Source organism: Croceicoccus sediminis (assembly GCF_007570835.1).
Taxonomy (GTDB): Bacteria; Pseudomonadota; Alphaproteobacteria; order Sphingomonadales; family Sphingomonadaceae; genus Croceicoccus; species Croceicoccus sediminis.
This window is the reverse complement of record NZ_SUNC01000001.1, coordinates 1,422,384-1,446,564: the sequence shown is the minus strand read 5'-3', so window position 1 is coordinate 1,446,564 and position 24,181 is coordinate 1,422,384. Positions and strand designations below refer to the sequence as shown.

The 24,181-nt window shown below is 63.8% G+C and carries 25 protein-coding genes; 12 read left to right on the top strand and 13 right to left on the bottom strand.

Going from position 1 to position 24,181, the window contains the following annotated elements:
* Nucleotides 1-8: 8 nt before the first annotated feature.
* Genes FAX90_RS06830 through FAX90_RS06795 form a run of 8 tightly spaced genes read right to left on the bottom strand, consistent with a single transcriptional unit; the run spans nucleotide 9 to nucleotide 7,554 of the window.
* On the bottom strand, nucleotides 9-2,372 hold the full coding sequence (locus FAX90_RS06830; RefSeq protein ID WP_144096528.1) for a membrane-bound PQQ-dependent dehydrogenase, glucose/quinate/shikimate family: 2,364 nt from the start codon (nucleotides 2,370-2,372) through the stop codon (nucleotides 9-11).
* 6 nt (nucleotides 2,373-2,378) lie between these two features.
* Entirely contained in the window at nucleotides 2,379-2,621 is a 243-nt protein-coding gene (locus FAX90_RS06825) for a biotin/lipoyl-containing protein (RefSeq protein WP_144096527.1), read from the bottom strand.
* A 15-nt stretch (nucleotides 2,622-2,636) separates the two neighbouring features.
* On the bottom strand, nucleotides 2,637-3,626 hold the full coding sequence (locus FAX90_RS06820) for an alpha-ketoacid dehydrogenase subunit beta (RefSeq protein ID WP_144096526.1): 990 nt from the start codon (nucleotides 3,624-3,626) through the stop codon (nucleotides 2,637-2,639).
* A 13-nt stretch (nucleotides 3,627-3,639) separates the two neighbouring features.
* Complete coding sequence (locus tag FAX90_RS06815) at nucleotides 3,640-4,644, bottom strand: thiamine pyrophosphate-dependent dehydrogenase E1 component subunit alpha (RefSeq protein WP_144096525.1); 1,005 nt, start codon at nucleotides 4,642-4,644, stop codon at nucleotides 3,640-3,642.
* Between the two features lie 19 nt (nucleotides 4,645-4,663).
* Nucleotides 4,664-5,965, bottom strand: a complete 1,302-nt coding sequence (locus FAX90_RS06810; protein ID WP_144096524.1) for a M24 family metallopeptidase — start codon at nucleotides 5,963-5,965, stop codon at nucleotides 4,664-4,666.
* Nucleotides 5,962-6,417 carry a cupin domain-containing protein gene (locus FAX90_RS06805; protein ID WP_144096523.1) on the bottom strand — a complete coding sequence of 152 codons (456 nt, stop codon included), beginning with the start codon at nucleotides 6,415-6,417 and terminating at the stop codon, nucleotides 5,962-5,964. Before FAX90_RS06805 ends, FAX90_RS06810 begins: the two co-directional genes overlap by 4 nt.
* 31 nt (nucleotides 6,418-6,448) lie before the next feature.
* Nucleotides 6,449-7,240 carry an SDR family NAD(P)-dependent oxidoreductase gene (locus tag FAX90_RS06800; protein WP_144096522.1) on the bottom strand — a complete coding sequence of 264 codons (792 nt, stop codon included), beginning with the start codon at nucleotides 7,238-7,240 and terminating at the stop codon, nucleotides 6,449-6,451.
* Nucleotides 7,237-7,554 carry a putative quinol monooxygenase gene (locus FAX90_RS06795; protein WP_144096521.1) on the bottom strand — a complete coding sequence of 106 codons (318 nt, stop codon included), beginning with the start codon at nucleotides 7,552-7,554 and terminating at the stop codon, nucleotides 7,237-7,239. Before FAX90_RS06795 ends, FAX90_RS06800 begins: the two co-directional genes overlap by 4 nt.
* 17 nt (nucleotides 7,555-7,571) lie before the next feature.
* Here FAX90_RS06795 and FAX90_RS06790 point away from each other — a divergent pair, with 17 nt between their 5' ends.
* Nucleotides 7,572-9,089 carry a 2OG-Fe(II) oxygenase family protein gene (locus FAX90_RS06790; RefSeq protein ID WP_144096520.1) on the top strand — a complete coding sequence of 506 codons (1,518 nt, stop codon included), beginning with the start codon at nucleotides 7,572-7,574 and terminating at the stop codon, nucleotides 9,087-9,089.
* A gap of 90 nt (nucleotides 9,090-9,179) precedes the next feature.
* Here the strand turns inward: FAX90_RS06790 and FAX90_RS06785 are convergent, their stop codons facing one another.
* The gene (locus FAX90_RS06785; RefSeq protein WP_144096519.1) at nucleotides 9,180-11,525 is read right to left on the bottom strand and encodes a TonB-dependent receptor; all 2,346 of its coding nucleotides are present in this window, start codon (nucleotides 11,523-11,525) and stop codon (nucleotides 9,180-9,182) included.
* A 307-nt stretch (nucleotides 11,526-11,832) separates the two neighbouring features.
* Here FAX90_RS06785 and FAX90_RS06780 point away from each other — a divergent pair, with 307 nt between their 5' ends.
* The gene (locus FAX90_RS06780; protein WP_240704761.1) at nucleotides 11,833-12,471 is read left to right on the top strand and encodes a TetR/AcrR family transcriptional regulator; all 639 of its coding nucleotides are present in this window, start codon (nucleotides 11,833-11,835) and stop codon (nucleotides 12,469-12,471) included.
* A gap of 59 nt (nucleotides 12,472-12,530) precedes the next feature.
* Entirely contained in the window at nucleotides 12,531-12,992 is a 462-nt protein-coding gene (locus FAX90_RS06775; RefSeq protein WP_170234887.1) for a nuclear transport factor 2 family protein, read from the top strand.
* A 65-nt stretch (nucleotides 12,993-13,057) separates the two neighbouring features.
* On the opposite strand, the gene FAX90_RS06770 is transcribed toward FAX90_RS06775, so the two are convergent.
* Nucleotides 13,058-15,208, bottom strand: a complete 2,151-nt coding sequence (locus FAX90_RS06770) for a PQQ-dependent dehydrogenase, methanol/ethanol family (RefSeq protein WP_240704760.1) — start codon at nucleotides 15,206-15,208, stop codon at nucleotides 13,058-13,060.
* 115 nt (nucleotides 15,209-15,323) lie between these two features.
* Complete coding sequence (locus tag FAX90_RS06765; RefSeq protein ID WP_144096517.1) at nucleotides 15,324-17,837, bottom strand: TonB-dependent receptor; 2,514 nt, start codon at nucleotides 17,835-17,837, stop codon at nucleotides 15,324-15,326.
* A gap of 236 nt (nucleotides 17,838-18,073) precedes the next feature.
* Between FAX90_RS06765 and FAX90_RS06760 the strand changes: the two genes are divergently transcribed.
* From FAX90_RS06760 to FAX90_RS06740, 5 genes are read left to right on the top strand one after another with little or no spacing between them, the layout of a single operon-like run.
* Nucleotides 18,074-18,694: a nuclear transport factor 2 family protein gene (locus FAX90_RS06760; protein ID WP_144096516.1), complete on the top strand. Its 621-nt coding sequence runs from the start codon at nucleotides 18,074-18,076 to the stop codon at nucleotides 18,692-18,694.
* Nucleotides 18,691-19,290 (top strand): nuclear transport factor 2 family protein, encoded by a 600-nt coding sequence (locus FAX90_RS06755; protein ID WP_144096515.1) that lies wholly within the window; start codon nucleotides 18,691-18,693, stop codon nucleotides 19,288-19,290. Before FAX90_RS06760 ends, FAX90_RS06755 begins: the two co-directional genes overlap by 4 nt.
* Nucleotides 19,287-19,835: a nuclear transport factor 2 family protein gene (locus FAX90_RS06750; RefSeq protein ID WP_144096514.1), complete on the top strand. Its 549-nt coding sequence runs from the start codon at nucleotides 19,287-19,289 to the stop codon at nucleotides 19,833-19,835. Before FAX90_RS06755 ends, FAX90_RS06750 begins: the two co-directional genes overlap by 4 nt.
* 14 nt (nucleotides 19,836-19,849) lie before the next feature.
* Nucleotides 19,850-20,158, top strand: coding sequence for a putative quinol monooxygenase (locus FAX90_RS06745; RefSeq protein ID WP_144096513.1), 309 nt, complete (start codon nucleotides 19,850-19,852; stop codon nucleotides 20,156-20,158).
* The gene (locus tag FAX90_RS06740; protein WP_144096512.1) at nucleotides 20,155-20,451 is read left to right on the top strand and encodes a putative quinol monooxygenase; all 297 of its coding nucleotides are present in this window, start codon (nucleotides 20,155-20,157) and stop codon (nucleotides 20,449-20,451) included. Before FAX90_RS06745 ends, FAX90_RS06740 begins: the two co-directional genes overlap by 4 nt.
* A gap of 4 nt (nucleotides 20,452-20,455) precedes the next feature.
* On the opposite strand, the gene FAX90_RS06735 is transcribed toward FAX90_RS06740, so the two are convergent.
* Together FAX90_RS06735 and FAX90_RS06730 are read right to left on the bottom strand one after the other, a co-directional pair.
* Nucleotides 20,456-21,004, bottom strand: coding sequence for a GNAT family N-acetyltransferase (locus FAX90_RS06735; protein ID WP_144096511.1), 549 nt, complete (start codon nucleotides 21,002-21,004; stop codon nucleotides 20,456-20,458).
* The gene (locus FAX90_RS06730; RefSeq protein ID WP_144096510.1) at nucleotides 21,001-21,633 is read right to left on the bottom strand and encodes a prolyl hydroxylase family protein; all 633 of its coding nucleotides are present in this window, start codon (nucleotides 21,631-21,633) and stop codon (nucleotides 21,001-21,003) included. Before FAX90_RS06730 ends, FAX90_RS06735 begins: the two co-directional genes overlap by 4 nt.
* An 80-nt stretch (nucleotides 21,634-21,713) precedes the next feature.
* Here FAX90_RS06730 and FAX90_RS06725 point away from each other — a divergent pair, with 80 nt between their 5' ends.
* From FAX90_RS06725 to gspK, 4 genes are read left to right on the top strand one after another with little or no spacing between them, the layout of a single operon-like run.
* On the top strand, nucleotides 21,714-22,205 hold the full coding sequence (locus tag FAX90_RS06725; protein WP_144096509.1) for a GspH/FimT family pseudopilin: 492 nt from the start codon (nucleotides 21,714-21,716) through the stop codon (nucleotides 22,203-22,205).
* A gap of 2 nt (nucleotides 22,206-22,207) precedes the next feature.
* Nucleotides 22,208-22,585, top strand: coding sequence for a type II secretion system minor pseudopilin GspI (gspI, locus tag FAX90_RS06720; RefSeq protein ID WP_170234886.1), 378 nt, complete (start codon nucleotides 22,208-22,210; stop codon nucleotides 22,583-22,585).
* Nucleotides 22,582-23,166: a type II secretion system minor pseudopilin GspJ gene (gene gspJ / locus FAX90_RS06715; RefSeq protein ID WP_144096507.1), complete on the top strand. Its 585-nt coding sequence runs from the start codon at nucleotides 22,582-22,584 to the stop codon at nucleotides 23,164-23,166. The genes gspI and gspJ overlap by 4 nt, the downstream gene beginning before the upstream one ends.
* Nucleotides 23,163-24,161, top strand: a complete 999-nt coding sequence (gspK, locus tag FAX90_RS06710; protein WP_144096506.1) for a type II secretion system minor pseudopilin GspK — start codon at nucleotides 23,163-23,165, stop codon at nucleotides 24,159-24,161. The genes gspJ and gspK overlap by 4 nt, the downstream gene beginning before the upstream one ends.
* Nucleotides 24,162-24,181: the final 20 nt, after the last annotated feature.

Sequence of the window (24,181 nt, the reverse complement as noted above, 5' to 3'; positions counted from 1 at the left end):
TGCCTGGCTTATGGAAGCGCGAAGGCGACAACGTGATCGCCCGGCGTGGAGCCCATGTACATGTGCCCGCCGGCCGCGATCACTACGTACTGTCGCCCGGTTTTTGCCGAACGATACGTGATCGGCGTGGCCTGTCCGCCAGCAGGCAGGCGGCCCTTCCATAGCTCGGCACCGGTCTCGGTATCGAAAGCGCGCAGGTAATCGTCGATCGTCGCGCCGATGAAGGTCAGGCCCGTTTTCGTAGTCACCGATCCGCCAAGGTTGAAGGCGCCCGGAATCCTGATGCCCAGCGGGGCGACATCCTCGCTCGTCCCGATGGTGCGTTGCCACGCCAGCTTGCCCGTTTTCAGGTCGACCGCCGAAAGATGGCCCCATGGCGGCGCAGTGCAGGGAATGCCCAGCGGGGAAAGCATCGGCCAGAGACTGACGCCGTAATCCGTGCCGATCTGCGGCAGGTATCCTGGCGCGTGCGAACTGGTCGCTTCCTCTGGCGTCTCGGCGTCGCCGTCCCGCGGGAACAGCAGAACTTCCTGCGGGATCGCGGCAGAGTTCACGATCATCAATCCGCGCGCGGTATCGATGCTGACACTGCCCCAGTTCAGCGTGCCGAAGGTGCCGGGATATTGCACCATCCCGCGCTCCGAAGGCGGAGTATATAGCCCCTTGTAGTCGAGCGACCGGAACCGGATGCGGCAATAGAGCTGATCGAGCGGGGTCGCCCCCCACATCGACGCCTCGGTCAGCTTCGGCGGGGCGAACGAGGCGAAGTCCTTGTTGAACGGCTGCGTCGGGGAATAGCGTTCGCCTGGCAGGTTTCCTTGCGGGACGGACCGTTCCTCAACCTCGATAAGCGGCTTGCCGGTCCGGCGGTCGAGGATGAAAATCTCCCCCTGCTTGGTCGGCGCGGCAAGGGCGGGTACGGGACCGTCCGACGACGGATAATCGAACAGGACCGGCTGGGCCGGGACGTCATAGTCCCAGATGTCATGGTGCACGGTCTGGAAGCTCCACCGCACTTTGCCAGTTGCAACGTCCAGCGCGACGATAGAGCTGGCATAGCGTTCCAGACCGGGCGAGCGATGAGTCCCGACATGGTCGGGCGTGGCATTGCCGGTGGGCAGGTAGACGAGGCCGAGTTCAGGATCGGCGCTGAAAACGCTCCACGCATTGGGCGAACCGCGGGTCCATTCCTCTCCCGCTGCGGGCTGCAGGGCATCGTCGGGCCTGCCGCTGTCCCAACCCCATAGCATTCTGCCGCTCTTTACATCGAACGCACGAACCACGCCCGACGGGTCGTCCTTGTCGAAATTGTCGCGCACGTAAGAGCCGAGCACCGCGACATCGCCGATAATGGCGGGCGGCGAAGAGGTATAGCTTCGCAGCGGATCGATGGAGCCCAGACCCTGCGTCAGGTCGATGCTGCCGTCCTTGCCGAAATCGGGGCAGGGCTTGCCGGTTCTGGCATCGCTGGCAAGAAGGCGGCCATCGACCGTCATCGACAGGATGCGTGCCGAACAAAGGCCCGCGCCTTGTGCATCGGCGTGGTAGGAAACGCCGCGGCAATTCAGCATCTGGGCATTGCCAATATCGGCACGCGGATCGCGGGTCCAGACCGGCTTTCCCGTATCGGCGTCGAGAGCGAAGACCTTGCCCGTGGGCGAGCAGAAGTAGACGGTGTCATCGACCATCAGCGGCGTTGCCATGAAGGACATGGGCACGCCGATATCGGGTCGGCTTTCCGCCGTGTCGCCTGTCCGGAAAGTCCATGCCGATTGCAGGTTGGCGACATTGGCGGGCGTGATCTGGTCGGCCCCCGAATGGCGCAGCCCTGCGGCGTTGCTGCCATACGCGGTCCAGTCCGTGGGCCCATCCTCGGCGACCGCCGCCGCGACGCGATTGCCGTTGGGGGCAACGTCGTAGGGTTGAAGCTGGAGAAACGCGACCGCCATGACCACGGCAGAGGCACCGGCTGCGATGGCGGGCAGGAGAGCGCTTGTTCGCGAGCGCCTTACGACAAGCGCACGCTGCACGAAGGGCAGGGCGAGTATCACGCCGATCACCAATGGACCCGCCACGCGCGGGACGAGTTGCCAGAACGTCAGGCCCACTTCCCACACCGCCCAGACGAGCGTTCCCACGAGGAGCGCGGCATAGATCGGCAGGGCCCGACGATCGCCGCGCAATAACAGCACGCCAGCGGCAAGGCAGGCTGCCCCTGCCAGCGCGTAGTAGGCCGATCCGCCAAGCGAGATCAGCCATGCGCCGCCGCCCAGCAGCGCGATGCCGACCACGCCCAGAAATGCCGCGGCCAGCAGGCGCGCCCACAGGGGCGGGCGTCGGCCCGTCCCGCCTGCGCTCTCTCCGATCGCCATCGCGTCCTACTCGGTATCGATGACCATGATCGGCGCGCGCACGTCGACCGTCTCGCCTTCCTCTGCGATGATCCGCAGCACCGTCCCGGACACGGGGGAAGGGACTTCGACCGTGGTCTTGGCCGCTTCGACCTCGACCAGGTTTTCCCCTTCAGCGACCCTGTCCCCCGGGCCCTTGAGCCACTTTACGATTTCGCCGTCCTGCATGCCCATTCCGTACTGGGGCAGGACTACCGTGAATTCAGCCATGGTTTTCCTTTCCGATCAGGCGGGCTGGGTCTGCTTGGCGCCCATCACCTTGCGGGCCGCGTCGACGATGCGTTCCACCGAGGGGTAGAGCGGCTTTTCGATGTGCGGACTGAAGGGCAGGTGCGTATCGGGCGTGGTGACGCGCAGGACTGGTGCACGCAGGGCATCGAAGGCGTTTTCGACGATCGTGGCCGAAATCTCGCTTGCCGCGCTGCAGGTCATGTGGGCGGGATCGACGCATATCGCGCGGCCCGTCTTGCGCACCGATTGCAGGATCAGTTCGCGGTCCAGCGGGACCAGCGTGCGCGGGTCGATCACTTCGGCAGAGATGCCTTCGGCCTCCAGCGCCTTGGCGGCCTTCAGCGCGACGTTCACACCGCCGGCGACGCCGATGATCGTGATGTCGGTGCCCTCGCGCTTGATGTCGCCCTTGCCCAGCGGGATGACGTGTTCGCCCTCGGGCACTTCGTCCTTGGCCATCCAGCAGGTCGAATCCTCGAAGCTGAGCACGGGATCGTCGCTGCGCACGGCGGCCTTCAGCAGGCCCTTCATGTCGCTGGCGCATGACGGGGCGATGATCTTCAGGCCCGGCATGTTCATGAACATCGGGTAGGGCCGGTCCGAATGCTGCGCCGCGTTCGAATTGCCGTAGAACAGGCACGACCGGATCACGAGCGGGAGGCGCGCCTGCCCACCATAGATGTAACGCGACTTCGCGATGATCGAACAGATCTGGTCCATCGCCGGGAACAGGAAGGACGATATCGTCGCATCGACGATGGGGCGCATGCCCACCATCGCCGCGCCGCCCGCGGCCCCGATAAAACCGTTCTCGGAAATCGGCGTGTCGCGCACGCGTTCCGCGCCGAAGGCATCGACGAAGCCGGTGGTGGTGCCAAAGACGTTGCAGCGCACGTCTTCACCCATGATGAAGACGCTGTCGTCGCGCTGCATCTCTTCCTGCTGCGCCTGCATGATCGCTTCTAGAAATGTGATTCTTGCCATTGTCTGGTCCTCCTCAGGCGTGGGCCTGGACTTCGGCGGGGATGGGCAGGCGGTCGACGAAGACGTGGTCGAATGCTTCCTCGAAAACCGGGTATGCGCTGTCGCGCGCGAACTGCAGCGCGTCGGCCACGTCGTCGGCGACCGCCTTGTCGATCGCGTCCAGATCATCCTCGGCAACGCCTGCCTCGATCAGGCGCTGGCGATATATCGTGATCGGATCGCGCTTGACCCACTCGTCATGTTCCGGTCCGCGCGGTGTCAGTTCACGCCCCATGTTCACGGCGTGGTCGCCATAGCGGTACGTCTTGGTCTCGATCAGGGTCGGGCCCTTGCCCCCACGCGCGCGGTCTACCGCTTCGCGCACTGCGGCTTCGACCGCATCGACGTCCTGTCCGTCCACGATCACGCCGGGAATGCCGTATCCGTGGGCACGGTCGGCGACGTTTTCGCCCGCGACCGCGTCGCTGGTGGGCGTCGACATGCCGAACCGGTTGTTCTCGCAAACGAAGATCGCGGGCAGCGACCAGACGGCGGCAAGGTTCATGCCTTCGTGGATCGCGCCTTCGCTGCTGGCCCCGTCACCGAAGAAGCACAGCGCCACGCGGTCCAGCCCCTGGAGCTTCGCGCCCAGCGCCGCACCGGCGGCAACCGGCCCGCCCGATCCGACGATGCTGGTTTCGCCAAGCGATCCCATCGAAAAGTCGGACAAGTGCATCGAACCGCCCTTGCCACTGCAAACGCCGGTCTTCTTGCCCAGCAGTTCGGCCATCAGCGGGCGCAGTTTCGCCCCCTTGGCGATGGGGTGGCCGTGGCTGCGGTGGGTGCCGACCATGTAGTCGTCGTCGCGCAGCGCCATGCAGGCGCCGACGCCCGATGCCTCCATGCCCGCATAAGTGTGCAATGCGCCGGGAATCTCGCCGTCGGCATGGATTTTTTCCGCCTTCGCCTCGAACTGGCGGATGCGCTGCATGCGCCGGTACTTTTCGAGCCGCGGGTCGTTTTCGCCTGTCGTGGTCATCTCTCTCGTCCTTTTGTTCTTATTCCGCCGGCTCTGTCTCTGCGGCCAATGGCGCGACGATCAGTTCGAGTGGCGTGTCGTACATCGGCTCGGGCGCGCCCGAGGTGATGGCGTAGACGTTCTCCATGTGGCAGGGCCCGACTTTCGCGCCGAAATAAAGGCTGTCGAGCGAGAGCAGCATGCCTTCTTCCAGCACGAATCCTTCCTTCACCCCGGCAAGTCCTGCGGCGGGATAGGGCAGCGGAATCTCCAGCGGCATGAGGCCGATGCCGTGCGCCACGACCAGCAGCTTTTCGGGCGTGGCGACGCCGTTGGCTTTCAGGTGTTCGTACCCGATCGCGGGCAGGTCCGCCGTGCTCATGCCGGGGCGAAGCTTGTCCACCATCTTCACGAAAGCATCGCGCAGCACGTCATGCTGGCGCTGGTACTCCGCGCTCGGCGGGCCGATCACGGCGGTGCGGTTGATGTCGACCCAGAACCCGTCGTGAATGCCCTGCGTTTCCAGGATCACGATGTCGCCCTGGCGCAGCGAACGGTTGCCGCGCGTGCGGAACAGGTCGGGAATGAACTCGTCCTGTTCGTAAGCGCCGCCGAACAGCATTGCGCCTTCGTCCACCGGGATCACTTCGTTGCGGACCATGAAGTCGCAGATTTTCGCCTGCACGTCGTTCCAGTCCGCGCCTTCGTAAAGGACGCTTCCGGCAAATTCGATGATCCGGTCGGCCAGCTTGCCGACCTTGCGATAGCGTTCGATCTCGCCCGGCGTCTTCACCACGCGCACGCGCATCATGAAGTCGAGAACGTCGGAATAGTCGTGCGCTACGCGGTCCGAAATTCGGGCAGACATCCGGTGTTCGTCGAACCCGATGCGCTTGCCCGCCATGCCGTTGTCCGCCAGCGCCGTTGCCACGGCAGAGGCGATGTCGGGCTGGCAGTCGCCCTTGATCAGGCCTGCCATCGCCATCGCGTCCTCGCCCAGTTGCCCGGCATCGCGGTCAGGGTCGAGATAGCGGCTGACCTCGCAGAAGTTCAGCATGTCGAACGTGCGGATTTCGCCGAAAGTGCAGGCCGGGCCATCCTGGTTCAGCACCGCGACAAGGCCGAGGTTCGCCTCGGGTATGACGAGGGTGAGCGGCTTTGCCGGGTCGGCATAGACGATGGCCGCGGCCATCGCCTCCATCTGTCCCCAGCGTTCGAGGATCGAGTGGTAGCCGACCGCATAGCGCACGTCGTGGGGGTGTGAGAGCACGACCGCGTCGTAGCCCTCTTCGCCCATCATGCGCCTCAGCCGCTCGGCCCTGGGGTTTGAACGCTCGGTCATTCCGCCGCCTCCGCCTGCTCTTTGGCGACGTTGGACTCGACTTCGCCCCTTGCGACATCGCGCAGGAATTCGTGGTTCAGGATGAACCGGATCTCGCCCTCGTCATCAAGGAAGGCGACCGCGCCGTGGCCCATGAAAAGGTATTCGGTGACCTGTTCGCAGCGCGCCTCGCTATGCCGCGATCCGATCGGTTCATAGCCGTAAGTCCCCTCGGGCGCGGAGCCGACGTCGTAGATCAGCTCTCCCTTGGTGACGAAGTACTGCCCGTGCCCAAGGTGCCAGTGCGGCGCGAATGTCGCGCCCGGTTCCATCTTGACCCACAGCACCCAATCACCGGTCTCCTCGCTGTAGCGCAGCAGGCGGATCGTGGTACCGGTGCCCAGTGCCACTTCGTTGCAGTCGTTGATGTTGACGATCAGGTCGCCCAGTTTTCCGGGATCGTGTTCGGTCATTACCGCTCTCCTTGAATGTCTGTTCTGCCGATCACTGGGCCGTGAACCCGCCGTCCACGACCAGTGAGGATCCGTGCATGTATCCGGCCTCGTCGGAGGCGAGGAACCGGACCGCCTTGGCGATGTCGATGGGGTCCGCCATCCGGCCGATCGGGTGCGCGGGGGCCATGCCTTCTGCGACCTGTTCGACCGTCTCGGCAAAGCCGCAGTCGACGAAGCGCTGGAAGATGTGGTCGACCATTCCGGTCTTCACGCCGCTGGGATGGACCGAATTGAAGCGTACCTTGTAGCCCAGCGCCGAAAATTCGAGTGCGCAGGCCTTGGCGAACATGTTTACCGCGGCCTTGGATGCGCAGTACCCGGTGTGAAGCGGCGATCCGATCAACCCCGCGACCGAGGAAATCACGATCATCGATGCGCCGTGCGGCAGGTCCTGTCCGGTGCGGTTCATCAGCTGCACCGCCGCCTTCGATCCCAGGAACACTCCGTCGACGTTGACCGCCATCTGCTTGCGCCAGTCGGCCAGCGACGTCGTCTCCAGCTTGTCGACCACCACGATCCCGGCCACGTGGACCAGCGTGTCGAGCCTGCCGTGCTTCGCCTCGACATGGGCGATGGTCTCTGCCCACGAATTCTCGTCGGTCACGTCGAGCTGGATATAGTCGGACTTTGCCATGCCCTCGTTCCAGTCGCCGCCTTCGGCCGGGAGGTCCGCGCCGACAACGGTCGCGCCGACTTCGGCCAGCGCCTGCGAGATCGAGCGGCCGATGCCGCCCGTGCAACCGGTGACGAGTGCGACCCGTCCTTCAAGCGATGAAATCATGCGTGTTCTCCAGTGATGTGTGGTTCGCCCAAAAGGTCGAAGCTGTGGATGTCGACCTCGCCGTCGATGCAGGACCAGCCTTCTTCGGACATCGCGACGTGATAGGGCTGGTTGGCGTGGGCTTTCTGCGCCGCGCGGTCGCGGAAGGTTTCGTAAAAGGCGAAGACGTCCGGGTCTTCGGGCGAACGCAGGATCTGGAAGTGCAGGGTGTCTGGCTCGTTCGCGCGCACGTCCTGTTGCAGCTTTGTGACCAGTTCGACGAAGCGCGCCGTCTTGTCCGGCTTCGTGCGAAAATGCATGATGACTGCAATCATGAGAGGGGCCTTTCGAAATGGACGGTAACTTGCTGGCCGAGGCAGCACGCATCGCCCAGGGGCCAAGGCCGGGGGATGCCGCGCCGCTGGTCGAACGCCTTTTGCAGGACAGTCCCGCCGACCCCGACGCACTGACCGTGGCGGCGCTCGTCGCGCAGCGAACGGGGCGCGGGGAAGAGGCGGTTCGCCTGTTCGGCGCCGCTTGCGAGGCCGACGTGGCCAATCCCTCGCGGCATCAGAACCTTGCCGTCGCGCTTAAGGGGCAGGGCCGTTTTGACGAGGCGCTGGCCGCGTTCGAAACCGCGCTGAGCCTGCGCCCGCGGCATGTGGCGACAGTGGCCAACATGGGTTCGTGCCTTCTGGCGGCGGGCCGCAACGCGGAGGCTCTGGACCTGCTCGACCCTGCAAAAGTCGATGATCCCGCCCATCCCGATTTCTGCAACAACCGCGGCATCGCCCTTGCCCGCGCGGGGCGGTTCGGCGAGGCGGTAGAGGCCTATCGCGCTGCGATCGCGGCTAGGCCGGCGACGGCCGAGGCGCGCATCAACATGGCAGACGCGCTGGTGCAGTCGGGCGACGCGGCGGGTGCGATGCGCGTTCTTAAAGATGTGCTCGGCGCGCAGCCGGGCAATGCGCGGGCGGCCAACCAGCTTGGCCTGATGAAGGAAAAGGTCGGTGACTTCGCCGGAGCAGCCGATGCTCTGCGCAGCGGGTTCGATCCGAATGCCCCGAACCATGCGCTGGGCATCAATCTTGCCCGCAACCTGATCCGCGCCGATCGGCCGCGCGATGCGCTGACCATATGTGAAAGGATACTGGCGAACTCGCCCTCGGTCACTACGCCTCTGGCCATGGCGACGGTCGCGCTGGGCCGGATGGGAGAGCACGGTGCGCAAGGCCAGCTCATGGGTGTCGAGCATTTCGTGTCCGTCCACGACATCGCGGAGGCACCCGGTTTTGCCGACATGGCGAGTTTCAATGCCGCGCTTGTCGCCGAACTTCGCGATCACCCCTCGCTCACCGAAGAGCCCGAGGGCCTGGTGACGCGGCAGGGGCGGCAGAGCGATGATCTGGCCGCTGCGCAGACGCCCGCGCTTGCCGTACTGGGCGATCTGGCGCGAGAGCGGCTGGCCGCCGAACTGGACAGGCTTCGCGCGATGGGCGGCAACCACCCTTTCCTGCGCGCCATGCCTGAAAACTGGTCTCTCACCCTGTGGGGCACGATCCTGCGCCCGGGCGGAGAAGTGGGGGCGCATATCCACGCGCCCAACTGGATGTCCGGGGTCTATTACCCCGATTTCACCGCCAATCCGGCCGATGAGCGCGAGGGCGCCTTCGGTATCGGCGTCCTGCCGGATGAACTGGGCGGCGATGCAGAACCCCTGCAGGTCTTCGCCCCGAAAACAGGCCGGATGATCCTGTTCCCGTCCTACTTGTGGCACGCGACGCTGCCCTTCGGCGGGACGGAAGACCGGATCAGCTTTGCCTTCGACCTCGTCCCCGAAGGGATCGGCCGGGCACACAGCCTTTCGTGACACGGCCGAGCCCTCCCGGAACGGCCGACGGGACCGTTCCGGGAGAGTACCGGCAGCGCGCGAGGAAGGAGAGTGCCCCAGCGCCATCGATCAGAACTTCGCCGAGCCCTCAATGCCGAACGAACGCGGCGGGGCGTAGTTGGTGAAGTTGAAGAGCCCGGCGACCGAGTTCGCGCTGACGCGATAATTCTCGTCCAGCAGGTTCCGGCCGAACACGGCGATGCGGTACATATCCGACGGGTCGGTCCATGACACGCTGGTGCCAAGCAGCGTGCGGGCCTCGCCTTGCGTGTAGTCGGCGTTGAGCGTCACGGATTCGTATTCTGACTGGTAGTTCACGTCGGCCGCCACCGCGACCATGCCCCAGTCCATCGGCGGAAATTCGTACCGGACATTGCCCGAAAGCGTCAGTTCGGGTGCGTTGCGCAGGTCGAGATAGGACGCATCGTCGTTGACCCCGTCACCGTTCACGTCGGTGAAGAATTCAAGATACTTCGCCTTCTGCCAGCCCATGCCCGCGCCCAGGGTGAGCCCGGCGACCGGCTTTGCCGAGAGCTCGACCTCGAGCCCGTAGACTTCGGCCTTGCCGGCGTTGGTGGTCTTCGTCTCCTGGCCCGGAAGGCCGGTGATGGGATCGATGAAGGGTACGACGGCGTCGCGCTGCAGGTCGTTGTACTTCACGTAGAAGCCGGCGACGTTGACGCGCAGACGGCGGTCGGCGGTCTCTGTCTTCAGGCCCAGTTCGAAGCTGTCTGCGGTTTCCTCGGCAAAGGGCAGGGCCGACGTGGCGGACATCGCCTGTTCGTTGTAGCCGCCCGATTTATAGCCCTGGCTGTAGGTGAAATAGTTGTTGATCCCCGGCGCGATGTCCCAGCGATAGCCGGCGCGGATGGTCGGCCGGTCGAATTTCGCGCTGTCGCTGTATTGCGGCCAGAACCCGGTCTCGACAACCGAACGCGGTACCTGCGGCTGGACCGAGAAGGACTTCTCCTCCTTGGTGTAACGCGCGCCGAAGAACACGGCGAGCGGGTCGGCGACCTGGTACTCCGCCTCGCCGAAGACGGCGTAGGAATCGACCTTGTAGTCGGCGGTCGACAGGTTCGGATCGGTCAGCGAACCGGGGCTGCCGAGGAAGCGCAGGAAGCCGAGGAAGCTTGTCGCATTCGCGTCCAGCGTCTGGCCCCAGTACATGCCGCCCGCGGTGAACTTGAACACGTCGGAGAAGTCGGACGAAAAGCGCGCCTCGACGCTGTATTGTTCGCGTACGTCGTCGCGGGTCGATACGAACAGGTATGCGTTCTCGCCGGTGTAGTCCGACGGCAGCTGCGATTTCACCCGGCGCCAGCCGCCCACGACGGTCACCGTGCCTGCATCGAAGCCGTGTTCGCCGCGCAGGAACACCCCGTCGACATCGACCCGGTGCCCGCTCAGCGTGCCGGGGCAGGTCGCATCGTTGGCCGAACCTTCGCAAAGCGTGGTGCCGGTGTCATAGGGGCTGGCCCCCGTCGTCTGGATGCCGGGGAAGCCGACGACATCGAACAGGAAGCCTTCAGGCGTCTCGTTGACCGACGGCGGAGAATCGCCGCGATCGCGCAGCATCTCGTACGTCAGCATCAGCTCGGTCGTCGGGCCCGGTTCCCACAGCAGCTTGGCGCGGTTGTTGAAATAGCGCGACCCGCCCCAGCGCTGTCCCGTGCCCGGGACGCCCTGGATGCCGTCGACGTCGTTGTTCTTGGTCAGGCGGTAGAACCCGTCGCTTTCCTGGAAAGAACCGGCGGTGCGGAAATAGAGATTGTCGGCCAGCGGGATGTTCAGCGCGAGCTTCACGTCCTTGGTGTTGAAGCTGGAATAGCCGAGGCGGACTTCGCCGCTGAAGCCGGGTTCGGGCTTTTTCGTGATCACGTTGACCACGCCGCCGACGGTGTTCTTGCCGAACAGGGTGCCCTGCGGACCGCGCAGGACCTCGATCCGGTCGATGTCGAACAGGTCGAACAGCTGCGTCTGGACGTGGGCCAGGACGAAGTCGTCGACGACCACGGCGACCGCCGGTTCGAACGTCAGGATGATGTCGCCGGTCGACTGGCCGCGAATACCGATCGAGGCCGCGTTGAAGCCGGGGACGTTGGTGATGACGACGTTGGGAACGTCGCCGGCAAGGCCGCGAATGTCCGTTGCGAACTTGTCGTCGATCGCGGCGGACGTGAACGCGGTGACCGCCACCGGCGTATCCTGCAGCGATTCCGTCACGCGGCGTGCGGTGACGATGATTTCCTCAAGTCCGGCATCGCGCGAGTTGGTCTGCTGGACTTGCGGTTGCTGGTTGTTGGCGGTGTCGTCGGTCGTGGCCGTCTGGGCCATGACCTGTGTGCTTGCCGTCGTCAGAAGCCCCGTCACGAGCAGTTTCAGAGCACAATTCGCCTGTGTCTTACCGATCATCAAACCCTCTCCCATCCCGGCTGCCATGTCTGTTGCTGACAGCTCGAATCAGTGCGGCGTCCTTCGCCTGTCCTATAAATGAACGCATGTGATCATTTTTGTGAAGTAGAAAAAGACAATCATGTATGTTTGATTCATGCCGCAGCGGCGAAAGGAGGCGTGTTTGTCGATTTGCCTGACGGTCCCGATTGGGGTTAGAAACGCGATGAAACCGGGAAGGATGGACGTGCCGCCAAGCGATGTTGCAGTGCAGGAGAATCGGGCCGAAAAAATAGCGCCCGCTCGCCGGCGCTATACCTCTCCCGCCATGCGGGAACGCCGGAAGCGCATCGTCGACACGGCGCACCGGCTCTTGGGCGAGGGCGGAGTCGCCGCTCTCACCATCCGCAGGTTGTCGGACGAGGCCGAAGTCGCGCAGCGCACGATCTACCGCCTGTTCGGTGACAAGGACGGGGTGATTTCCGCAACCGTCGTGGACCGCATGAAAGAAGTGCGCGAACATATCGCGCGGCGCGGGCAGACCTATACGCTTCCCGTGGTCTTCGACGAACTGGACTGGATGGTCAGCGAGATGGAGCGGGACACGCTCTATGCCCGCGTCGTCGTCGGCTTTGTTTTCGAGACCGAACAGCGCCAGCTTGAAGTGCGCGAGCTGACCAGCGTTGCCTACAGCCGCTTCATGAACTGGTACGAAGTTCAGCGAGAAGCCGGAGTGGTGCGCGATGAACTCGACGTCGAACGGGTCGCGCGCGATCACGTGATGCACGAATTCCTCGTCTATCGCCGCTGGGTCCTGGGACAGTCGACCAGCGAGGAGTGCAAGCTGGAACTCCACGCCTGTTTCCTGCGCAGCGCGATGCTGATGCTGCGCGGGCCGCAGCGCGAGGAATACCTGTCCCAGCTGGCCGGAATTCAGCGCAAGCTGAGCGCCATAGCCCCGGCCTGACCGCACCTTGCGCGCCGCTGGCGTGCGTTATCTCAAAAAAGAAGAGAATGGAGAGAGTGATGACCCTAGAGGATCTGGTTGCGCGAGAAGCGATACGAGAGCTGCGCAACGCCTATTCGTCAGCCTTCGACGCGATGGATGAAGGGGCCGTGCGCGCCAATTTCGTCGACGACATCGTATGCCACTACCCCGAGGCTTTCGGCGGTACTATCACGGGGGTTGAGGCGGTGCTGGACCTGTTCCGCGCGACCTGGGCGCATTGCGAGGCGCCGCTCGACACGATCCACTTCATCGGCAACCACACGATCGAACTGACGGGCCCCGACAGCGCGAAGGGCAGCTGCCTGCTGCTGGATTTCGTGACCCGGCAGGAAGAAGGGTCGCCCATCGCCACGCGCGGCGGGCATGACAATCCGATGCTGCTGATCGGACGTTATGACGATGAATACGTCCGCGTCGACGGCAAGTGGAAATTCAAGACGATCCGCCTGATGACAGCCTGGCCGGTGCGCGAGGAATGAAGAACCGGACGGCGCGCCCCAAGCGGGACCGGGGCGCGCCGTCATTCAGGCAGAATTCCCTGCGGTCAGTTTGATGCCTTCATGGTCGATGCCGCGGAATGTTCGTTCGTGCCGCTGCGCAAGGCCGCGGCGCGTGAACGGATGTACTGGCGCAGCGCCTGCTGGTCCTTTTTGCCGAATTCCTCGAACTGCGGCATTCCGTTGGGGACCAGCAATCCGTCGTGGACTACGGCTGCAAAGGTTTCCGCATCGGCCACCGCCGCCGACGTGCGCAGGTCAGGCGCGGTGCCCCCGCCGATCGCCCCGGTGCCGTGACAGACGGCGCAGCGGGCGTTGAACATGCCTTCGCCCTTTGCCGCCAGCGCCGCGTCCGCCTTGTAATCGGGATCGTCGAAAGCGACCGCCTTGTAAGGCTCGTTGTCCGGCAGGGTCATCTTGCCGCCCAGCGCGAAGGTCAGCACGCGCCGTTTCTGGTGGTGGTAGTCGATGCCGTATTCGGTGAACATCGGCCCGAACAGGCCCGCGCTGGTCCCGATCCCGGCGATAACGGTGACGTATTGCTTGCCGTTGACGCTGTAGGAAATCGGCGGCGCGACGACACCCGCCTTGGCGTCGAAGTTCCACAGCCGGTCGCCGGTCGCGGCGTTATAGGCGCTGAACCCGCCGTCCGGTCGGCCCTGGAAGATCAGGTTTCCGCCCGTTGCCATGATCCCGCCGTTAAGGTGTTTTGCCATAGGCAGTTTCCAGCGCGGTTCCTGCTTTACCGGGTCCCACGCGATCAGCCAGCCGGTCACCTTCTTGCCCCCGTCGCCAATGGCATAGCCCACGCCCGGCGACAGGCCCATCTTGGGCGTCCACTTGAAGTTCTCGGGCGTGACGCCGGTATCGTCGAACGTGACCTCAAGGTCGATGGCGGGGATGTAGGTCAGGCCGGTCTGCGGGCTGTAGGCCATCGGCATCCAGCTATGCGCGCCCAGCGGGGTGGGGCGGAAGGTGGTGTTGCCCCCTTCGTAGCGAACGCCCTTCGCCTCGATCGGGCGGCCGGTCTCGATATCTATGCCTTCGGCCCAGGTGACTTCGACGAAAGGCTCTGCCGAGATCAGCCTACCGTTCGTCCGGTCGATGACGTAGTAGAAGCCGTTCTTGGGCGCGGTCATCACGACCTGGCGCGTTTTCCCGTCGATGACCAGGTCTGCCAGTTCCATGTCCATTGACGCGTTGAAGTCCCAGCTTTCGCCGGGGTTGATCTGGTAGTGCCACTTGTACTTGCCGGTCTTCGCGTCGAGCGCGACGATAGAACACAGGAACAGGTTGTCGCCTTCGCCGGCGGACCGGATCTTGTGGTTCCACGGCGCGCCGTTGCCGGTGCCCAGCAGGATCTGGTCGTTCGCGGCGTCGTAGGTCATGGCGTTCCACACGCTGCCCCCGCCGCCGTATTTCCACCATTCGCCCGACCACGTCTTCGCGGCCATTTCCATGGCCTCGTTCTCGAACCCGTCGGCGGGGTTGCCGGGTACGGTGTAGAATTCCCAAAGCTTTTCGCCGGTGTCGGCATCGTAGGTCATGACCAGGCCGCGCACGGGGCCGGAATCCGATCCGCCGCTGCCGATGATGACCTTGCCGTCGAACACGCGCGGCGGGCCGGAGATAAAGCGCAGTTCGTCCTTGCCGAACGTCTGTACGGTCCAGACCGGTTCGCCGGTGTTTTCGTCCAGCGCGATCAGCCGCCCGTCCTGTGTCGCGGTAATGACCTTGTGGTTCCAGTAGGCGATGCCGCGGCTGCCCCATCCCTGCCGCAGTTTGATGCCCGACGCCTGCGGCGCTTCGGGATCATAGGTCCATTTGACCTTGCCGGTTTCCACGTCGATCGCGCGGACGACCGAATAGCCGCTGGCAAGATAGATCGTGCCGCCGACCTCGATCGGGCCGGTGGCCGGATTGCCGACGGGAAGATCGACCGCCCAGACAAGGCCGAGTTCGCCCACGTTTTCGGCGTTGATCTGGGTCAGCGGGCTGAAATGCTGTTCGCCATAAGTGCGTCCGAAAGCGGGCCAGTCCTTGCCGTCGCTGTCGTCTGACAGCTGCGCCAGCCACTGGGCATCGCCATCGGTGTTGTTGGCGACTTCACCGCCCGGTCCGCCGCAGGATGCAAGCGCGAGGGCGATAATGGCGGGAATGATGGCGCGGGGGGCACGCCCGATTGCTGAATGTGTCACGTCGACCCTTCATACCCGGCGCAGCGCGGCGCCGACCTTCATGTCCTGTGCGATCCGTTGAATTGAAATGCCCCGCAGACCGTGGCGGCCTGCGGGGCATTTCGGTGTCAAAGCCTCAGAGCCAGTCGCCGAAGCTGAAGCCCACTTCCACGCCGAAGTAGCGCGGCGGGCCGTACTGGGCGTTCTGCCACAGGCCACCGACGTTCTGAATCGCGACCTTGTAACGCTTGTCGGTCAGGTTCTGGCCGATCAGACGGACATAGTACTTGTCATCCGCCTCGCTTAGCGTGATCGAACCGTTCACGAGGGTCCGGGCGTTCAGGAACGTATTGCCCTGCGGGTCCGTGATCGCCTGCGTGTTGAGGTTGCGGCTCACGTAGGCAACCGACCCGTTGAGCGCGAGGTTGAAGTCGGACGACACGGGCGTTTCATACGTGCCGTTGACGGTCCACTGCCACTTCGGCGCACGGTCGAGCGGGGCGGAGGCAAGGTCGTATCCGGCACCCGTGGTGTCGTATTCCTTGTACTTGCCGTCCTGATAGCCAAGCACGCCGCGAAGGGTGAAGCCTTCGAACGGATTGGCTGATGTTTCCAGCTCGATACCCTTAACCTCTGCGGCTGCGGCATTGACGAACAGCGTAACCTGGTTCGGCTGGCCGTTGACCACGATCGGCACGTTGAGCTGCTTCTGCAGATCCTTGTACTTCACATAGAAGCCGGTGAGGTTGAAGCGCAGGCGATTGTCGAAGAATTCGGACTTGATGCCCGCTTCGTAACTGTCAGCCGTTTCCGGATCGGTCGGCGCGGCAGCTTCTGCAAAGGCGTCGAGATCGGTATCAAAGGCGTTGAAGTTACCGGCCTGGTCGTTGAAGCCGCCGCCCTTGAAGCCGCGCGAATAGGTGCCGTAGACGTAGACGTCCGGGTTCACCTCGTAGCTGATGCTGGCGCGCCAGGTCGGCTCCTTCCAGCTGCCGTCGACACGGATGACATTCGCCGGATAGTCGAAGACATTGGCATCGAGAGGGGTTCGGATCTGGTCGACGATTGACGGGTCGAAGCCGCCGTTCAGTTGTTCGTAGAACACCTGCTGACGGCCGTACCAGGTCTTGTCTTCCCAAGTGTAGCGACCGCCGACGGTGATCGAAAGGCGATCTGTCGCCTTCAGAGTGCCTTCAAGGAACACGGCCTTCGATTCCGCCTTCTGCGCGTTGCACAAGGTGTAGATCGTGTCGTTCCAGTTGCCGAACGGCAGCGGTCCGCTGGTCAGGTCGAGGAAGCCGAGCAACTGCGGGACACAGAAACTGGTCTTGTCCTTCTGGTAGAAACCGCCCGCCACGAAATCGAACGGTCCGCCAAGGTCGCTGGCAAAGCGCAGTTCCTGTTGCCACGTCTTGCGGTCGTCGTCGCGGGTCGCATCGAAGAACGACAGGTACGTCCCGTCGGGTGCGATCGCGGTGGCACCGGCGTAGGAGTTGGGGATGCGCGAACGCTGGAAGCGATAGCCCGAAACCGAGGTGAAGGTACCGAAGTCGGGGCTGAACTCGAGGTTGGCGTAAATACCATCCACGTAGATGCGCTGACCCTTGCCCAGCATTAGGCCGCCGGCATTACGCCCGGTATAGGCCGCATTGTCGAGCGGATCGCTGCTGTCCGGGTTGGGGCGGATCGTACCCAGAGTGTCCGACAGGAACGGGACGCTGCCGGTGTATTCGTCATTGACGTTGACCGACGGGACGACGTCCGAATCGTCACGGAAATACTCGTACTGGACAAGAGCCGAGAACCGTTCGCTGGGTTCGACGAGCAGTTTTGCACGGGCCGAAATGACGCTTTGCCCACCAAGCGTTTCACCGCCAAGGCAGCCAGAAACGCCGTCGAACTTACTGGGCACGAAGCCGGTCACCGGGCCATAGCACGCGCCGTTCTTGTAATAGCCGTCATTCGATTCGTAGCCCGCGACAAGGCGCAGGGCCGCGATGTCGCCGATCGGCACGTTGGCAGCACCCTTGGCATTGATCGTGTTCCAGCTGCCGACCTCGAACTGTCCATCGACGCCGATGTAACCAAGTTCAGGGCGCTTGGTCCGGATGGTCACGGCGCCGCCAGTGGTGTTCTTTCCGAACAGCGTACCCTGGGGACCGCGAAGCACTTCGACCTGTTCCACGTCGAAGGTGTCGAGAAGCTGGGTCTGAACCGACGGCATGACGAAGTCATCGACGAGGACGGCAACCGGCGGTTCGTAATAGATGATGATCGACGTCTGGCCGACGCCGCGCATGGCAAAGGACGCCGCGTTGAAGTTCGCGATCGTCGCGGCCGAGAAGTTCGGCACAAAGGCGGCAAGGTCGCCGATATCGCGCGGGTTGGATTGTTCGATCAGTTTGGAATCGACCGCCGAGACCGCGACCGGCGTGGTCTGCAGGTCCGTCGCCCTGCGCGTTGCCGTCACGATGATGTCGCCAAGTCCGACCGAAGATGTCGGTGCCGGCGACGGGCTTTCGTCCACGGGTCCGGCCGGGGCGGTTTCTGGTCCGTCAAGATTGTCTGCGTCCTGCGCATGGGCCGGCACCGCGATGCAGGCGGCCAAAGCGATGGCGCACGTCGTACGATAGAGATTACTCGTGTTCATCCCCTGCTCCTCTCCTAAGTTCCCGCCATCTTTGCGGGTAACGCAGGGCAGGATAGAAGCACGTCGCCAGCTTCCAATCAATCATGAATGTTTTTTTCTCGGGAAAAAGTTTCGAGCGATGCCGTTCGGCAACGGGCAGGGTTGTTACGAACAAGCATGATTGTTTTTTTCTGACGCTCCGTTATCGTACTTGGCGGACGATCCTGCCCGAACGGGACGACGCGATGGAGAAGAGGATGACTAATAGCTTGAGCGAACGTGCGCCGGGCGAATCCAGGGCAATATCCGACGCCGATATCGAGGATCTGCTCGCCCGCCGGGACATCTATTCGGTGCTGACCCGCTATTGCCGCGCGCTCGACCGGGCCGACGTCGATTTGATGAAGAGCGTCTACTGGCCCGATGGTTCGGATTCGCACGGCGTGTTCGACGGCAACGCGGTCGAATTTGCCGAGTTCATCGTCTGCGAAATCCAGGAATGGTTCGAAGTCACCATGCACGGGATCATGAACGTGCACATGGAAGTCGCCGGCGACCGCGCGGCGACCGAGACCTACCTGTTCGCCTATCACAAGGTCCGCGAGGAGAAGGCCGAGGAGATCTTCGGTTCGCGCTACATGGAGCGCTTTGCGGGCAAGGGGCTGGACCCGGCGCACCATCACTTCTTTTTCGGCGGCCGCTATCTCGACCGGTTCGAACGCCGCGATGGCGAATGGCGCATCTTCCGCCGCGAAGTCGTGATGGACTGGAACGAGAGCCGCCCCTCGAACGAGATTCTCGACCAGGGCATGTTCGCGACCCTGCGGCCGCTGGGTGAACGCGGACCCGGCGATCCGGTCTGGGGAAACCGCCCGTGAAGGCCCGCGAACGCCTTGCCGAACTTGTGGCGGTGCGTGACGTCGGCGACGTGCTGACCCGCTATTGCCGCGCGCTGGACCGGGCCGATCTTGCACTGATGGAAACGGTCTACTGGCCTGACGGCGAGGACATCCATGGCATCTATTCCGGGCGGGCGAGCGAGTTCGTCCCCTTCATCATTTCCGAGATCACCAAGTACTTCACGATGGGCACGCATTGCCTGCTGAACGTCGATATCGAGGTCGACGGCGATCGTGCGTCCAGCGAAAGCTACCTCTATTCGGCCTGCCGCGTCCGCAACGGCATTGCCGAGGACATGCTCGGCTCAAGCTACTTTGGGCAACTGGCCGGAACCGGGCTCGACGCCGGGCACGAGATGTTCGTCATGGCAGGCCGTTATCTCGACCGGTTCGAGAGGCGCGACGGTGAATGGCGCATCCTGCGCCGCATGGTGGTGACCGACTGGAACGCCAGCCATCCGTCGAACCAGATACTGGACCAGGGCATGAGCCAGACCCTTCGCCCCATCGGCGAATGGGGCAAGGGCGATCCGGTCTATGCACTTTCAGGCTATCTCGCAGGAGACCGTGCATGAGCGATTTTGAAAAACGGCTCGCACGGCTGGAAGCCGAATCCCAGATCCGTCAGCTCATCGCGCATTACTGCTTCGACATCGACGACCGCAATATAGAGGCGGTGCGCGACCTGTTTACCGAGGACGGCGTCCTGCAATCGGTCGACGGGGTGATGCATGCAAAAGGCCCCGACGCGATCATCGAACAGTATCACGGGCGCTTCGACGTGCTGGGCCCCGGTCATCACTTCATGCACGACGTCCAGATCGATTTCATCAGTGAGGACGAGGCAACGGGCCGCGTATCGGGCCATGCCGAATTGCAGCGCAAGGGCATGATGATGGTTACCGCACTGCGCTACGCCGACAAGTACCGTAAGACGGATCGCGGCTGGAAATTCGCTGAACGCACAATCCAGTTCCTCTATTACGTGCCGGTATCGGAATACCCCGACATCCTCCTGCGCGAGGATCGAAACATGGCTTACGACACGCCCGGACCCGCCGACTTTCCCGAGAAGCTGGAAAGCTGGCAGGCCTATCACGAAAACCGAAAACGCGCCTGAGGAGAGGCTCTTTCATGGCATATACATTCCTGTCGCGCTTCAAGGTGCGCGACGACAAGCAGGACGAATTCATCGATCTTGCCCGCAAGATGGAAAAGCAGGCACCGGATGAACCGGGCACGTTGCACTTCCAGTTCTTCCGGCTAGGCGATCCGGGCATGTTCGCGGTGCTGGAAAGCTTCGTCGACGAGGCTGCGGACAAGGCGCACATGGAATACCCGCAGAACAAGCCGCTGATCGATGGCATGATCGCCTGCATGGACGGTAGCTACGAACGCGAACTGCTGTTCGATCTCGGCCGTCATCCGGAGGGCAAGGCATGAGCGGCAAGAGCTTTATCGCGGTTCTACGGACCAAGCCCGAAAAGCGCGAGGAGATGATCGCGCTGCAAAGCGAGCTGAAGGGCCTCGTGTTCAAGCACGAGCCCGATGCGCAGGTCTATGAACTGCTGCAGTCGGACGACGATCCCGACACGTTCAACGTCGTCGCAACGTTCAAGGACGATGCCGCCTTCGAAAAGCACATGGCGATCGATTTTCACGACCGGCTGGTCCCGCCGATCCTCGAATGCCTGGCGGAAGACATGCAGCTGAGCTTCTTCCGCTCGCTGGGCTGATGCCTCAGGCGGCGCTCGCCTCCCATTCGGGGGCGAGCACGGCCATCGTGTAGGAATCGATCCAATCTCCGTCCCAATAAAGGGCATCGCGGCGCGTGCCTTCCAGCTTGTAGCCGACCTTTTCATAGGATCGGATGGCGCGCGGGTTGAAGGCATAGACCCCCAGCTCGATCCGGTGCAGGCCGACTTCCTCGATCCCGAACTTCGTCACCAGGCGCATGGCCTCTGTCCCAAGGCCGGTGTTGCGCGACGCCGGTTCCCAGATGACGATGCGGACATTGGCCGACCGGTTGTCCCAGTCGATCTCGTTCAGCACCACTTCTCCGACCATCCGGCCATCGACCTCGATCGCATAGTCCCAGCGGTCTTCCGCGGCCGCGACATTGGCGCAGTGTTTTTCCACGCGTTTCAGCGTGAATATCTCGTGCGTGCCTGTCAGGCGGTTCGATTCCTCGTCCTCCAGCCCGGCGAACATCGTGTCCGCATCGTCGGCCGTGACGGGTCGTAAAGTGATCCTCTGTCCGTGAAGGACCGGTTTTCCCGGATTTCTCATTTCCACTCCTTTTCACGGTACCACTGCGTGATGACGTATTTCGTTCCCTTGCGCACCTTCATTCCGTGGTGGAGCGTGGCGGGGTTGGGACGACCGTCGGGGCGCATGTTGTTCCAGCATACAAGCCGCCCCGCGTCGGGATGGAAGGTCTTGTTCACAGCCTTGAACCGCGTCGCGCCGCCTGCCTCTGGCTCGTTGAGGTAGACCATGAAGGTCCACGTCCGCTGTCCGGCGATGGCGCAGTATTTCTGGTAATCCGCCCCCGACGGTTCGAAATAGTCGGTGTGGTTCTTGAATTCCTGCCCCACGGCATAGCGTTGCCCCTGCGACGGTTCGGCATGGGCAAGGTCGATACCCGACACCCGCGTGAACAGTTCACGAAGTTCGCGCACCACTTGCGCCTCGGGCGGCAGGTCGCACGTCTCGCTGGTCCGGAAATAGTCGTCACCGTTGGGATCGGCGATGGTGGATGGCCGCCGGTTCGCGTCGATCAGGTCCATCAACTGCCCGCGCATCGCTTCTGGCACGAAGTCGCGGACGGTAAACAGCTCTACCTTGGGCGAAGGGACCCGCTGCATGCCGGGCCAGCCGCTGACGTGGGCGGCGACCGATTGACCGAAATCTCTCATCTCGAACAGCATTTAGGGTATCGCCCGGCCCGCGCCAAGCTTGCAGGTGTAACATGGCTGGCGCATAGGCTTTGCCCATCATGCCACGCCGCCGCCCCGCTCCTTTCAGCCGCGTAAAACCCAACGGTTTCTCGCTGGTCGAGCTTATGGTGGTCCTCTTCGTCATTGCCCTGATGGCAGGCGCGGTCGTGCTGGCCATGCCCAATGGGGCGGGCGACTTGCGGCGCGAGGCGGAAAAGTTCGCCGCCCGCACCATCGCGGCACGGAACGAGGCGATCTCCACTTCCGCGTCGGTGGCCACAATCGTCGGTCCGGCGGGATATTACTTCGAACGCCGCGTCGAAGGCCGCTGGGCTCCGCTCGACGGGCGGTCGCTGACGGCGACCGACTGGGACGAAGGCACACAGGCCGTCATCGCCGGACAGGGCGACAACGCGCCTGCCAATCGCCGCGTCATCTTCGACCCGCTCGGCCTGGCGAGCGAGGACTTGCGCGTTACGCTGTCACATGATGGCAACGCGATGGTCGTAACCGTGCGCCGCAACGGCGAAGTCGCCGTTTCCGGACAATGAGCATGAACAGGCGCGCAAACGGCTTTACCCTGATCGAGCTGCTGGTCGCGCTGGCTATCTTCGCGATCGCGGGGCTGACGCTGATGCGGATGGAAGGGGCGTCGATCGCGCGGACAGCGGACCTTGAACAACGCCTGCTGCGCGAAGTCACGGCACAGAACCTTGCCGCCGAGTGGCTGACCGATCCGATCCCGCCCGCACTGGGCGATGACGAGGGCGCGGTCGAGAACGCAGGCCGCCAGTTCCAATGGTCGCGAACGGTGGAAGCGCCGCCCGAATTTCCCGGCACGATCCGCATCGTCCTGTCCTTGCGCGAAGTGACGCCGGGCCGGGAATCGAGCGCGGTGACGTATGAATTCCTGCGGGTCGCCCCTTCATGAGGCGCAACGGCTTCACCCTGGTCGAAATGCTCGTCGCGCTCGTCGTTTTCGCGGTGATCGCGGGCGGGGCGCTGGCCATGCTGCGGTTCTCCGTCGATGCGGAGATTTCGGGCCGCAACGCCACCGAACGCATCGCCGATCAGCGCCGCTTCCTCGCGGTCTGGACATCGGATCTTGCCCAGGCCGCCGCCCGCCCGGCGCGCGATGAGCGTGGGGACATCGTGCCCGCCATGCAGCAGGGACGCAGCGGTGCGCTGCTCGACCTGACCCGCAGCGGCTGGGACAATCCGGCGGGCGAACCGCGCCCCTCGATCCAGCGGGTTAGCTGGCGGGTGGAGGGCGACCGGCTGGTCCGTATCGGCCTGCCGTTCCCCGATGGTGCACAGCCGCCCGAAGCTTCGCCCATGGCCCGCGTGTCGGGCATCCCGCGCCTTCGTTTCCGCGCGCCGCAAGGTAACTGGCTGGACGCGTGGGAGCCGGAGCGCGCGACCGACCTGCCCACCGCCGTCGAACTCCTGTTGCCGCAAGCGGACGGCACGACCTTGCGCGTCGTCGCCCTCGTCGGAGCGAACTACCAGTGAGGAAAGGTCGCAACCGCTGGATGCGCGCGAAAGAGCGCGGGGCCGCCCTGCTGTCGGTCCTGCTGCTCGTCGCGGTCATGGCGGTGATCGCGGCGCTCATGCTCGAACGGTTGAACCTTGCCACGCGCCTTGCGCTCAACTCGCAGGCGATGGCGCAGGCGCGGCTCTATGCTTTCAGCGCGGAATCGATCGTCGCCTCGCGGCTCGGCCAGCTTGTCGCGCTGGACCGCAGCCGCACGATCGATCCGGGCGGGATGCTGGACCGCGAAACGCCGCTGCCCCTGTCGCGCGGCAGCGTGACCGTGCGGGTGCGCGATGCGGGCAACTGCTTCAACGTCAACTCGCTGGTCTCGGGCGAAGGGGACCGCACGCGCCTCAACCGCATCTCGCTCGAACAGTTTCGCCGCCTGATGGACAGCCTCGACGTGCCGCCCGATGCCGCCGTGATCATTTCGGATTCGGTAGCGGACTGGATCGACGCGGATCAGGACCCGGAAGTGAACGGGGCGGAAGATGCCTATTATCAGCAGCTCGCCGTGCCCTATCGCACTGCGGGGCGCCGCATCGTCGACTTGTCCGAACTGCGCGCGATCCGCGGAATGGAAGAGCCGATCTATCGCCGGCTGGTCCCTTGGCTCTGCGCCTTGCCGGGCGGGGAGGGTGCGAAGATCAATCTCAACACCCTGCGTCCGGACCAGGCCCGGCTTGTCACCGCGCTCGTTCCCGGCACGCTCAGCATCGAACAGGTGCGCGCCCTTATCCAGCAGCGCCCGGCCACCGGCTGGGCCACGGTGAACGAAGCTGTCGGCCCACTGGCCGCCGCGGGCGCGCCGTTCGGTCCGGTGCAGCTGCGCCAATTGGCCGTCACGTCCCGCTGGTTCGAGGCGCGATTCGCGGTTCGGGTCGATTCGATAACGCTTGGAGAACGCGCGATTATCGATGCCGGGCTCGAACCGGCGCGCGTCGTTGCGCGAAGCTGGGGGGAGGCAAATTAGCCTCGCGTAATATTATTGCG